This window comes from Craurococcus roseus (genome assembly GCF_039523795.1).
Taxonomy (GTDB): Bacteria; Pseudomonadota; Alphaproteobacteria; order Acetobacterales; family Acetobacteraceae; genus Craurococcus; species Craurococcus roseus.
The window spans coordinates 13,881-25,286 of the sequence record NZ_BAAAFZ010000048.1; the positions used below are offsets into that span (position 1 = coordinate 13,881).

At 73.5% G+C, this 11,406-nt stretch carries 15 protein-coding genes and 1 tRNA gene; 5 read left to right on the plus strand and 11 right to left on the minus strand.

The window, feature by feature from the left end:
* The 4 genes from ribF to gluQRS form a co-directional block, all read right to left on the minus strand.
* On the minus strand, window positions 1–876 hold an 876-nt coding region (gene ribF / locus ABD067_RS15755), incomplete at its 3' end, for a riboflavin biosynthesis protein RibF (RefSeq protein WP_343896300.1).
* 51 nt (window positions 877–927) lie between these two features.
* Window positions 928–1,371, minus strand: coding sequence for a MaoC family dehydratase (locus ABD067_RS15760; protein WP_343896301.1), 444 nt, complete (start codon window positions 1,369–1,371; stop codon window positions 928–930).
* A 74-nt stretch (window positions 1,372–1,445) separates the two neighbouring features.
* A complete protein-coding gene (locus ABD067_RS15765) occupies window positions 1,446–1,685 on the minus strand; it encodes a hypothetical protein (RefSeq protein WP_343896302.1) in 240 nt (79 codons plus the stop codon).
* Window positions 1,686–1,738: 53 nt separating this feature from the next.
* Window positions 1,739–2,632: a tRNA glutamyl-Q(34) synthetase GluQRS gene (gene gluQRS / locus ABD067_RS15770; protein ID WP_343896303.1), complete on the minus strand. Its 894-nt coding sequence runs from the start codon at window positions 2,630–2,632 to the stop codon at window positions 1,739–1,741.
* A gap of 59 nt (window positions 2,633–2,691) precedes the next feature.
* Here gluQRS and ABD067_RS15775 point away from each other — a divergent pair, with 59 nt between their 5' ends.
* Entirely contained in the window at window positions 2,692–3,372 is a 681-nt protein-coding gene (locus ABD067_RS15775; protein WP_343896304.1) for an alpha/beta hydrolase, read from the plus strand.
* Between the two features lie 150 nt (window positions 3,373–3,522).
* Complete coding sequence (locus tag ABD067_RS15780; RefSeq protein WP_343896305.1) at window positions 3,523–4,107, plus strand: HNH endonuclease; 585 nt, start codon at window positions 3,523–3,525, stop codon at window positions 4,105–4,107.
* Between the two features lie 16 nt (window positions 4,108–4,123).
* On the opposite strand, the gene ABD067_RS15785 is transcribed toward ABD067_RS15780, so the two are convergent.
* From ABD067_RS15785 to ABD067_RS15795, 3 genes are read right to left on the minus strand one after another with little or no spacing between them, the layout of a single operon-like run.
* Window positions 4,124–4,624: a YybH family protein gene (locus ABD067_RS15785; RefSeq protein WP_343896306.1), complete on the minus strand. Its 501-nt coding sequence runs from the start codon at window positions 4,622–4,624 to the stop codon at window positions 4,124–4,126.
* Window positions 4,625–4,628: 4 nt separating this feature from the next.
* Window positions 4,629–5,183, minus strand: a complete 555-nt coding sequence (locus tag ABD067_RS15790; RefSeq protein WP_343896307.1) for a demethoxyubiquinone hydroxylase family protein — start codon at window positions 5,181–5,183, stop codon at window positions 4,629–4,631.
* Window positions 5,180–5,665 (minus strand): disulfide bond formation protein B, encoded by a 486-nt coding sequence (locus tag ABD067_RS15795; RefSeq protein ID WP_343896309.1) that lies wholly within the window; start codon window positions 5,663–5,665, stop codon window positions 5,180–5,182. Before ABD067_RS15795 ends, ABD067_RS15790 begins: the two co-directional genes overlap by 4 nt.
* A gap of 67 nt (window positions 5,666–5,732) precedes the next feature.
* Here ABD067_RS15795 and ABD067_RS15800 point away from each other — a divergent pair, with 67 nt between their 5' ends.
* Together ABD067_RS15800 and ABD067_RS15805 are read left to right on the plus strand one after the other, a co-directional pair.
* Window positions 5,733–6,617, plus strand: coding sequence for an MBL fold metallo-hydrolase (locus ABD067_RS15800; protein WP_343896310.1), 885 nt, complete (start codon window positions 5,733–5,735; stop codon window positions 6,615–6,617).
* A gap of 73 nt (window positions 6,618–6,690) precedes the next feature.
* Window positions 6,691–7,317 carry a glutathione S-transferase family protein gene (locus ABD067_RS15805; RefSeq protein ID WP_343896311.1) on the plus strand — a complete coding sequence of 209 codons (627 nt, stop codon included), beginning with the start codon at window positions 6,691–6,693 and terminating at the stop codon, window positions 7,315–7,317.
* A 13-nt stretch (window positions 7,318–7,330) separates the two neighbouring features.
* Here ABD067_RS15805 and ABD067_RS15810 read toward each other — a convergent pair whose 3' ends face one another.
* The 4 genes from ABD067_RS15810 to rplU form a co-directional block, all read right to left on the minus strand.
* On the minus strand, window positions 7,331–8,179 hold the full coding sequence (locus ABD067_RS15810) for a quinoprotein dehydrogenase-associated SoxYZ-like carrier (protein WP_343896312.1): 849 nt from the start codon (window positions 8,177–8,179) through the stop codon (window positions 7,331–7,333).
* 113 nt (window positions 8,180–8,292) lie between these two features.
* Complete coding sequence (gene obgE, locus ABD067_RS15815; RefSeq protein ID WP_343896313.1) at window positions 8,293–9,318, minus strand: GTPase ObgE; 1,026 nt, start codon at window positions 9,316–9,318, stop codon at window positions 8,293–8,295.
* Window positions 9,319–9,395: 77 nt separating this feature from the next.
* Entirely contained in the window at window positions 9,396–9,689 is a 294-nt protein-coding gene (gene rpmA / locus ABD067_RS15820) for a 50S ribosomal protein L27 (RefSeq protein ID WP_343896314.1), read from the minus strand.
* Window positions 9,690–9,707: 18 nt separating this feature from the next.
* Entirely contained in the window at window positions 9,708–10,028 is a 321-nt protein-coding gene (rplU, locus tag ABD067_RS15825) for a 50S ribosomal protein L21 (RefSeq protein WP_343896315.1), read from the minus strand.
* Between the two features lie 204 nt (window positions 10,029–10,232).
* On the opposite strand from rplU, the gene ABD067_RS15830 reads away from it, so the two are divergent.
* Window positions 10,233–10,322, plus strand: a tRNA-Ser gene (locus ABD067_RS15830).
* Window positions 10,323–11,406: the final 1,084 nt, after the last annotated feature.

The following is an 11,406-nucleotide window of genomic DNA, read 5'->3' on the forward strand; positions in this document are numbered from 1 at the left end:
CAGCCCGCCGAAGCGCGCGTCCGGCCGGAGGAAGCGCACCAGCCGCACGCCGATCTCCCGGCCGTAGAGGTCGCCGGAAAAGCCGAAGACGTGGACCTCCAACCGCGTTTCCGGGTCGCCGCCGAGCGTCGGGCGGCGGCCGATGTTGGCCACGCCCTGGGCTTCGCGCCCGTCCGGCAACGCCACAGTCACGGCGTAGACTCCCCGCGCCGGCTCCACCAAGCGCCGCATCCACAGGTTCGCCGTGGGCCAGCCCAACTCGCGGCCGAGCTTGTCGCCGTGCACCACCTCTCCCCGGACTTCCCAGGGCCGTCCCAGCATCGCCGCCGCCCGCTCGGGGTAGCCGTCCTGCAAGGCGCGGCGGATGCGGGTGGAGGAGATCGGGCCCTGCGCGTCCACCACCGGCGGCACCACGGTCAGGCCGATGCCGCGCGCTTCCGCCATGGCCGCGAGCGTGCCGGCGTCGCCGCCCCGGCGGTGGCCGAAGGCGAAGTCGGCGCCGCAGGCGAGGTGGATGGCGCCCAGGCCCCGGTGCAGCACCGCCTCCACGAACGCCTCCGCCGGCATGGCCGCCAGCGCCGCGTCGAAGGGCACGACTTGGACCACGGCCGCCCCCGCTGCGCCCAGCGCCCGCGCCTTGGCGGGCAGCAAGGTCAAGCGGAAGGGCGGGTCTTCCGGCCGGAAATGCTCGCGCGGGTGCGGCTCGAAGGTGAGGGCCGCGAGGGGGGCCGACGGCCGCGCCGCGTGCGCCGCCCGCAACACGGCGACGTGGCCGAGGTGGACGCCGTCCATGTTGCCGAGCGCCACCGTGGCGCCGCGCAGGTCCGACGGCAGCCCTTGCCAGCCCTCGACGATTCGCGGTCCCGCCGCCGCCACGCGCCTAGGGCCCGGCCGTGCCGCGCGGCGTCGTCCCCTGCCGCGCCGGCATCAAGCGGCGTCCCGCGCCGCCCGCGGCCGGGCGGGCACCGACACGTAGGCCTCGCCTTCGAGCACCGGCTCGCCTTCCACGACGCACACCGTGCGGAGCGTCGCCCGGTGCCGCTCCGGGTGCAGCGCCACCACCTCCACCGTCGCGGTGACGGTCTGGCCGATCCGCACCGGCGCCCGGAACTTGAGCGATTGCGACAGGTAGATGGTGCCCGGCCCCGGGAGTTGCGTGCCCAGCACCTTGGTGATGAGCCCGGCCGCCAGCATCCCGTGGGCGATGCGCTCGCCGAAGATGGTGTCCTTGGCGTATTCGGCGTTGAGGTGCATCGGGTTGGTGTCGCCGGTGACGGCGGCGAACAGCACGACGTCGGACTCGGTGACGGTCTTGCCGAAGCTGGCCTTCTGGCCGAGCTGGAGGTCCTCGAAGAAGGTCTCAACCGTCATGCGCGTTTGGTCCCGCCGAATTCCGTCAGGGTTCCTCTAAAGCAACGAAGGCCGCCCGGGCAAGGCGGGGCCGTTCAGAACAGCTCCGCCCGGTCGTCGGCGACGAGGTGCGGGTAGGCGCGGGCCGCGCGCCGTCCGCCGTCCGACCGGTCGCCCAGCGCGTCCAGCCAACCGGCGAACCAGGCGCGCCCGATGTGGCCGGTCCCCGGCCAGGGATTCTCCAACACCGAGGCGCCGGCTTCGAAGGCGTCGCGACCGGCGGTGTAGACGTTGTCGGTGACGCGGAGGTTCTCGGGGTCGACGGAGTCCGACATGCTGGCTGGCACCTTCCATGCGTGGGCGCGGCAGATATGGGTAGTGCAGCGCATCAGCCCCGGTCGGGGAAGCCCGCCATTGCCCGCACGGCGGCCGGACCATGCCCGCGCTCACGCAGCGACCGGATCGAAGGGGCGCCGTCCCGCTTGGCCAAGCGCCGCCCGGCGGCGTCCGCCAGCAGCGGGTGGTGGGCGTATAGCGGCTCCGGCCAGCCCAGGAGCGTTTGCAGCAGCCGGTGCAGCGCCGTGGCCGGCTTGAGGTCCTCGCCGCGCGTCACCACCGTGACGCCTTGCGCCGCGTCGTCATGGCAGACGCAGAGGTGGTAGCTCGCGGGCACATCCTTGCGGGCCAGCACCACGTCTCCGAAGGGCGCGGGGTCGGCGGGGAGCCGGCCTCGGCCCAGTTCCTCGAAGGAGAAGCCGCCCGCCGGCGGCGCCTCGGCCAGCGCCGCCGCCATGTCGAGGCGGAGCGCGTGCGGGTCGCCGCGCCCGAGCCGCGTTTCGCGTCCGGCCGGGGAAAGGCGGCGGCAGGTGCCGGGATAGGGCGGCCCCTCCGGCCCGTGCGGCGCGTGGCCCGCCGCCGCGACCTCCCGCGCGATCTCCGCCCGGGTGCAGAAGCATGGATACAGCAGCCCCCGCGCCGCCAGGCGGTCCAGCGCCGCCCGGTACTCGCCCATGTGCCCCGATTGCCGCCGCACCGGCAGCTCCCAGGCGAGGCCGAGCCAAGCGAGGTCCTCCTCGATCGCGGCGGCGTGTTCCGGCCGGCAGCGCGACGCGTCGATGTCCTCGATCCGCAACAGGAAGCGCCCGCCGGCGCGACGGGCGAGCGCGTGGCCGAACAGCGCCGAATGAGCGTGCCCGAGGTGCAGCAGCCCCGTGGGGCTCGGCGCGAATCGCGTGACCGCGCCGGTGGGCGGCGACGGCAGGGGACGACCGGTTGCGGCCATGCGCCCGCCCGGGTAGCGGGGGGCCGCCGAAGGGGCAAGAACGGGGAGCACGAACCGGGATGGTGGGATTGGACGGGCCACGGTTGCCGCCGCGCTCGGGCGGGCAGGCGCGGCATCTGGTGGTGTTGCTGCACGGCGTCGGCGCGGACGGGTCCGACCTCATCGGCCTCGCGCCGGTGTTGTCGGAAGCGCTGCCGGACGCCGCCTTTGTCGCCCCCGACGCGCCCTCCCCCTGCGACATGGCACCCTTCGGGCGGCAGTGGTTCTCCTTGCAGGACCGCAGCCCGGCACGCCTCGCAGCGGGGGTCCGGGCCGCGGCGCCCGCCCTCCGCGCCTTCGTGGAAGGGGAGCTGGCGCGCCTGTCCCTCCCCGCCTCCGCCCTGGCGCTGGTCGGATTCAGCCAAGGCGCGATGATGGCGCTGCACACCGGGCTCCGGATGGCCGAACCGCCGGCCGCGATCCTCGCCTACTCCGGCGCGCTGCTCGAGTCGCCCGAGTCGCTCGCCGCGGAGGTCGTCGCCGCGGCGCGCAAACCGCCGCCGCCGGTGCTGCTCGTGCATGGCGAGGCGGACGGGGTGGTGCCCGTCGCGGCGAGTCGCGCCGCCGAAGCGGCCTTGCGCGGCGCGGGCGTCCCGGTGGAAGCGCTCTACATCCCGGGCCTCGACCACACCATCGATGAGACCGGGCTCGCCGCGGGCGTGTCAACCTTGCGGCGCGCCTTCGGGACGCCGAGCGCATGATCTTCCCGCGACACGCGCGCCCCGGCGCTTGCGCGGCCGCATCGGCAGGGGCAAGAATGCACACGAGAGCGGCGGTGCCACAGCATATGGGGCTTCTGCACGGTTGAGAGCCCCAAGGCTTGGTGACGCGCCCGTAAGGAGAAGAGGCGCTTGCCGGACGGCGGACTCGGTTCTGTGGGTGTGGGAGGCCAGACCTTCCCGGCGCTGGTGCTGAACGCGGACTTCCGCCCGCTGTCCTATTTCCCGTTGTCGCTCTGGTGCTGGCAGGACGCGGTGAAGGCCGTGTTCCTGGATCGCGTCTCGGTGCTGAACGAGTACGAAACCGAGGTCCGCTCGCCCAGCCTGTCCATGCGCCTGCCCTCGGTGATCGCGCTCAAGGAATACATCCCGGCGGCGCGGAAGCCGGCCTTCACCCGGTTCAACGTGTTCCTGCGCGACCGCTTCGAGTGCCAGTACTGCGGCGAAGGCCGGCCGACCCAGGACCTCACCTTCGATCACGTGGTGCCGCGCTCCCGCGGCGGGCGCACGACCTGGAACAACGTCTGCACCGCCTGCGGCCCTTGCAACCTCCGCAAGGGCAACCGCCTGCCTCGCGAGTGCCACATGCACCCGCGCACGGCGCCGCGGCAGCCGACGAGCTGGGAGTTGCAGGAGAACGGGCGGGGTTTCCCGCCGAACTACCTGCACCAGAGCTGGCGGGATTACTTGTACTGGGACGCGGAACTGGAGAGCTGAAGCGGCGCCGTTGCCGTCATGTCGCCTTGACCTGCCTTCCGCCGAAGCTCTCCTGCGGCACGCCCCGCGCCAGCGACATGTGCGAATGCACGCCTAGCCACCGCCCGTCCGCCTGACGCTGCAACACCAGAGTCGACCGCCCCGGCCGGTCGAAGCGCGTCCCGTCCCGGTGGAACCCGGTGCTGGTCCACGGCGCGATGGCCACGGCCATGCCGGTGTTCGGCGAGGCCAGCACCACCGTTTCGTCCAGCAGGAAGGCGAAGCCCTCCGTGCGGGGCCAGACGTTGTCCCACTGGGTCTCTTCCCAAGCCGGCAGGCCTCTCACCAGCTCTTGGTAAGTGCCGAAGATGACGATGTCCGGGTGCCAGAAGGGCCGGGCGGCGGCGTAGTCCACCGCGCGCACGCAGGCGGCGAAGCGCTCCAGCCAATCCTTCACGGAGGCCGCCGTTTCCGCATCCGCCTCCGGCAGCGGCAGCACCTCCGCCGCCGCCGGCCCCTTCGCCGCCCCCTCGTTCATCAGGTCACACCCGTTCGCTCACCTTGATCGCCACCCGGCAGCCGGCCTTGATGACGGCGGAAAGCAGCCGGTAGGCCGGCGTCAGCTCCGCCTCGTTCTCCAGGCCGATGTCCCGGTGCTCCAGCTCGTCGGCGCGGAACTTGGCGATGCGGCCCTTCAGCTCCGCCTCGTCCTCGCCCAGCGCCGCTTCCTGGGCCTGGTAATGCTCGTCGATCGCCTCCTCCACCGCGACGGTGCAGGCCATGGCGCCGCGGTGGCCGAGCGCGGCCGTGGCGGCGCCGAGGGCGAAGCCGGCGACGTGCCACAAGGGCAGCAACGCCGTCGGCCGCACCCGGCGCTTGGCGATCAGGCGGGTGAAGGTGTCGAGGTGCTCCTGCTCCTGCTCCTGCATGTGGCGCAGCAGCGGCTCCCATTTGGTGCCGCGCAGCACCGCGATCTGGCCCTGGTAGATGCGCTTGGCGCCGTACTCGCCCGCGTGGTCCACGCGGATGGTCCGGTGCACGATCTCGCGCGGGGTGGGGTCGCCGGGCAGCCGCCCGTCGCCGGTCTGGTGGGTCATCGCTTCGTCGTCGCTCCTCTGGTTGCCCAGATGAGGACGAAGCCGCCGAGGCCAAGCGCGTAGAGCAGGTTCATCCCCGCCATGGAGAGCGGCAGGCCGGGCACGAGGTAGGTGGGCGCGTCGCAGGGCTTGGACGGCGCCGCCGGCATCGAGCGCAACAGGTCCTCGATCCCGCCGCCGGCCACTGGCGACACCGCGGCTTGGCAGCCCGCCAGCGGCGAAGGCCACCAGCCCGCCTCCACGCCCATGTGGAAGCCGGCGACGGCCCCGGAGGCGAGCACCGCCGCCCCCGCCAGCGCCAGCAAAGGCCGGCGGGCCCGGGGGAGTGCCGCCGCCGCCAGCGCGAAGCCCGCCGCCGCCCAGTACGGCCAGCGCTGCCACAGGCACAATTCGCAGGGCGCCAGCCCCCAAAGGTCTTCGCTCAGCCGCGCGAAGACTGGGGCGGCCGCTGCGAGCAACGCGAGGAGGACGGCGATGGCCATGCGCGCCCTGTTTCGCCCGCCCGGTCGCCCCCGCGCAACCCGCGCGGCGACCGCCCGTTGCCCCGGCATGCGCATCCACCACCTCGACTGCGGCCCCATGCGCCCCTTCGGCGGCGCCCTCATGGACGGCGTCAGCCCCGGCTTGGTCGGCCGCCTCACCTGCCACTGCCTCGCGATCGAGACCGACCACGAGGGGATCGTCCTGGTCGACACCGGCCTCGGCCTCCGCGACATGGTCCGGCCCTGGCCGCGGCTCCCGGCGCTGAACGCCGGGGCGCTGCGCTTCCGCTTCGACCCGGACCGTACCGCGCTCCGCCACCTCAAGCGCCTGGGCTTCTCGCCCCGCGACGTGCGCCACATCGTCATGACGCACCTCGACTTCGACCACGCCGGCGGCCTGATCGACTTCCCGCACGCCCGGGTCCACCTGATGGAAGCGGAAGCGGTGGCCGCGAAGCGGCGGCGCACCACAATCGACCGCGTGCGCTACCGCCCGGCGCAGTGGGGCGACACCTCCCGCTGGCACACCTACCCGGACCGCGCCGGCGGGCGATGGTTCGGCTTCGACGCCGTGGTGCAACTCGACAACCTGCCGCCCGAGATCCTGCTCGTCCCCCTCCCCGGCCACACGCCGGGCCACGCGGGCGTCGCCATCGAAGGCCCGCGCGGCTGGGTGCTGCACGCGGCGGACGCCTACTTCAACCGCGCCGAGATGCACCCGCCGTCGAGCGGCGGGGTGAAGGCGCCTCCGCTGGGCGCTCTGGCCTACGAGCGCCTGATGGCCTGGAACGCCGACCTAGCCCGCGCCAACCAGGCGCGCCTGCGCGAGCTGGTCGCCAGCCGGGAAGCCTCGATGGCCGTGTTCTGCACCCACGACCCGGTGGAGTACGTGGCGATGACGGTGTGGAGCGCGCGCGAGCCGGAGCGGCTGGAGGGGCAGCGGGCCGCCTGACGCCTCCGGCTGCGCCTGGACCACCGGCGGCCCGGCGGTACCCTCCCCGCTCCGCAGGGGAGACGCACCGCCGATGCTCAAGATCTGGGGCCGCGCCAATTCGAGCAACGTGATGAAGGTGCTCTGGCTCTGCGACGAGCTCGGCATCGCCCACGAGCGCGTGGACGCCGGCGGCGCCTTCGGCAAGACGCGCGAGCCCTTCTACCTGGCGATGAACCCCAACAGCCGCGTGCCCACCATCGAGGAGCCGGACGGCTACACGCTGTGGGAAAGCCACAGCATCCTGCGCTACCTGGTGGCGACCCGCGCGCCCGGCCACGCCGTCCACCCGGCGGAGCCCCGCGCCCGCGGAAACGTGGAGCGCTGGATGGACTGGCTGCTCGCCACCCTCAACCCGCCGATGACGCCCCTGTTCTGGACCTACGTGCGCACGCCGGAGGACAAGCGCGATCACGCCGCGGCGGCCCGCGCCCGCGACGAGGCGGAAGCGTGCTGGGCCATCCTCGACCGGCAGCTCGGAGGCCGTGAATACATCGCGGGCGGCTTCTCGCTGGCCGACGTCTGCATCGGCCCCTTCCTGCACCGCTGGTTCGAACTGCCGGTGGAGCGCGCCGCGATGCCGGGCCTCGAAGCCTACCGCGCGCGGCTGCACGATCGCCATGCGGGCTACCGCGCCCACGTCGCGGTGCCGATGACCTGACTCGGGCTCCGGCCTACCCCGTGGCGCCGAGCGTCCAGGCGCCGCGGAAGCGCCGGCCGTCGCTGTCCTCCGCCTCCACCCGCAACTCGCCGCCCGGCTCGCCGGCGAGCGTGAAGCCGAAGACCGGGTCCTCGGCGACGGAGGTTTCCGCCTCCACGCGCAGCGCCGCCGCGCCGCGGTAACGCACCTCCACCTCGCTCAGGAAGGACACCGGCAGCGCCTTGCGCGTGCGGTGGTCGAGCTGCATGCCGGTGGTGTTTGGGTGGTTGACCGTGAGCTGGACCGGCACGGCGCGCCCCGCCGCCGGCGGGCCCTCCGGCAGGCCGAGGCGCATGCGGCCCAGGCCGTCGCGCGCGGCGTGGAAGTCGGTGTTCAGCGGCGCGGAGAAGCCGCGCGACGCCTCCACGAAGGCCGACGCCTCCAGCAACCGCCCGTCCTCGGTTTCGGCGACGGCGTGGACCAGGCCGTGCGCGTCCACCCGCAACACCGTGAAGAAGCCGCGGAGGCCGCCCGCCGCCGGCCCCGGTTCCGCGTGCACCGCCAACGGCGCCGGGTTCTCGTCCACGACGAGCCACAGCGCGCGCAGCCGCGCCGCGAGGTGCGGCATGACCGCGACCGACACCGGCACCGACGCCGCGTCCACCGCCCGCCGCGGCACCGCCAGCTCCAGCGCGCCGCCCTCCGCGCGTTCGGTCACGCGGCCGCCGAACAGCGCGGCTTGCAGGTCGGCCCATCGCTCCAGGCGGCGCTGGGCCGAAGCGGGGTCGGCGGCCGCCGCCGCGCCCCGCGCGGCCGGCAGCGCAGCCAAGGAGGCGGCGCCGAACAGGAGGGGCCGCCGGGATGGCCGGGGCGTGTGCTGCAAGGGGACGCCTCCTCGACGGCGGCCCGTGAGGCCGGACCGCCACCGAGATGAACGCCGACCGCCTCCCGGCGATGCGCGGCGCGCGGGAATGTCACCTCCCGCGACGGCGAGGGTCACCCCGCCGCGACGGCCGCGACGGCCCCGGAGCGGTGCTCCGCCACCACCCGGAACAGCGCGCGGAGCAGCTCCGGCACCCCCTCCCTGGTGGCGCCCGAGATGAGGTGGACGGGCCGCCCCACCGCCCGTTCCAGCGCCTTGCGCCGGCTGGACCGGGCTTGGGGCGTCATCGCGTCGGCCTTGTTGAGCGCGACGAGTTCCGGCTTCTCCGCGAGTCCGCCGCCGTAGCCCGCGAGCTCCGCCCGCACGGTCCGCCACGCGGCGACCGGGTCCGGCTGCGCGCCATCCACCAGATGCAGCAGCACGGCGCAGCGCTCCACGTGGCCGAGGAAGCGGTCGCCGAGGCCCGCGCCCTCGTGCGCGCCCTCGATCAGGCCAGGGATGTCGGCCAGCACGAACTCCTCCGTCGCGCTCAGGCGCACGACGCCGAGTTGCGGGTGCAGCGTGGTGAAGGGGTAATCCGCGATCTTGGGGCGGGCGGCCGACACCACGGACAGGAAGGTGGACTTGCCGGCGTTGGGCAGCCCGACCAGCCCGGCGTCGGCGATCAGCTTGAGGCGGAGCCAGATCCAGCGCTCCTCGCCCGGCCAGCCCTTGTCGGCGCGGCGCGGGGCGCGGTTGGTGCTGGTCTTGTAGTGGGCGTTGCCGTGGCCGCCGTCGCCGCCGCGGGCGATCACCGCGCGCTTGCCGGGCGCGTCCAGGTCGGCCAGCAGGGTTTCCTTGTCTTCGGCCAGGATCTGGGTGCCGACCGGCACCCTGAGCACGACGTCGTCGCTGCCGGCGCCCGTGCGGTCGGAGCCGGAGCCGTTGCCGCCCTTGCGCGCCTTGAAGTGCTGCGCGTAGCGGTAGTCGATCAGGGTGTTGAGGCCCTCGACCGCCTCCGCGACCACGTCCCCGCCCCGGCCGCCGTTGCCGCCGTCGGGGCCGCCGAACTCGATGAACTTCTCGCGCCGGAAGGCGACCACGCCGTCGCCGCCGTCGCCCGCCTTCACCCACACCTTGGCTTCGTCGAGGAACTTCATGGCACCGCCCCCGAAACGCGAACGGGGGCCTTCCGGCCCCCGTCAAACCGTCCGTCGCCGCGCGTCGGCGGGCCGCGTCACTCGGCGGCCTGCGCCTCCGGCGCCACGGCGGGCGCTTCCGCCGGCACCACGCTCACCTGCACGCGGCCCTCGGCCTTGCGCTCGAACTTCACGAAGCCGTCCACGCGGGCGTGCAGCGAGTGCGTGCGGCCCACGCCGACGTTGCGGCCGGGCAGCATCTTGGTGCCGCGCTGGGTGACGATGATGTTGCCGGCCAGCACCTTCTCGCCGCCGTACTTCTTCACGCCGAGCCGCTTGCCGGCGGAGTCGCGGCCGTTCCGGGAGGAACCGCCGGCCTTCTTGTGCGCCATGGTGGGGTGCTCTCCTGCTCAGGCGGTGGCGATGTCGCCGATCCGCAGCACGGTGAGGTGCTGCTTGTGGCCGCGCTTCCGCCGGTAGTTCTGCCGCCGCTTCTTCTTGAAAACGATGATCTTCTCGCCGCGCGCCTGCTCCAGCACCGTCGCCGAAACGCTGGCGCCCGGCACGGTCGGCGCGCCGAGCGTGAGGCCGCCGCCCTCGGAGCCCACCGCGAGCACGTCGTGGAAGGTCACGGTCGCGCCGGCCTCGGCCTCCAGCTTCTCGACCTTCAGCACGCTATTGGGCGTCACCCTGTACTGCTTGCCGCCGGTGCGGATCACTGCGAACGTCATAGTGGACCCCGAATGGTGGTGCCTGCCGAAGCCGCGCCCTCGCGGGCATCGCCCCGCACGGCTCGAACGGTGATGGTTGACGGCCGCGCCCGGCCACCGCTGGCGGCGGCGCGAAGGCGGGGGATATAGACGCGCCGCGGGAAAGCCGTCAACGGCGCCGTTGCGCCCTGGCGACCGCCCATTTATACGGCTGCACCCGACCGCGGAGAGGTGCCGGAGCGGTCGAACGGGTCGGTCTCGAAAACCGAAGTACGGGCAACTGTACCGTGGGTTCGAATCCCACCCTCTCCGCCAGCAACTGGCAGTAAATGTCTGATTTTGCGTGAAGCATGCAGATAACTGCTGGTTCTACCCCCATCCCTGCCCCAGATCGAGGCGCCGGTAGGGATATCCGGTGGTCGGGCTCCAGCTCGCATCCGCAACTGAGCCTACCGCTCCACGAACGAAGCGGCGCCAGCCCTCATGGCGGTATCATCTCCCCCTTCGTTTCGCGGCGGCCCGTCAGGGGTCTCGCTAGGGCGGAGCAGGGCGCGCGGCACCCGCGTCCCTCGGGCGTGCAAGGCGAGTTGTTTTCCATCCTGGCGGCCTAGGAACGATCGGCCGGCGCACCCCGGCGAATCGAACTGATCCCCTGCACTCGCCTGAGCGCGTCTTGGCTGAGCCGCGCGGGCTGTGCCCAGCGCTGGGACGCGGCACATGAGAGGCGGCCCAAACCGGGAGAACGCTTGCACCCGTGCCTGACCTGTCCGACTGGCGCTGCGCACGCTGGCCGTCCGGGTGGGGGTCGCTTTGCCTTGGCGGAAGCTTTGCGGGACACTTGCGAGCGCTGCCATCGCCCCGCCGGGCGCCGCACAAGCGGGCGCATGGTCCGAAATCGCTTCTGAGTCTCGTGTTACGACAGCGACCGCGAGGTGGCGAAGGTCAGGAACGCCAAAGGCGGCCGGCCCAGTCTCGCGCTCCGTGATGTGAAGCTGGCCGTCGAACGTGACGGCGCCATCCGGCCGGCGCGTCACCGTCAGGTCGCGTCCGCCGCGGAAGCGATGCTGACCGAGGCCAGGCGCGCCACGGGACCGCTGACCTTCGTGGGTTCCACGCCACCGCCGGCGGGCGACGACGGCTGGCGGCCCGTCCCGCACGTCTGCCGCTCCTGCTTGGGTCGCGTGCTTGAACGCGCCGGGCTCTTCCGTTGCCCGAACTGCGACAATCGGAGGTACACGACGCCGCGGAGCGGCCCCCGCTTCGCCCGGACAGGCGGCGCAGCCGTGGGGGCCTGGGTGGAAGCCTGGGCGTGGGCCTGTGTCGAAGCCCGTCGGACGCGTCGGAAGCGCCGCCGGCCGGGGGCGCCGGGGGCGGCACGGCGCCGGGGGGAAGGTCCGGC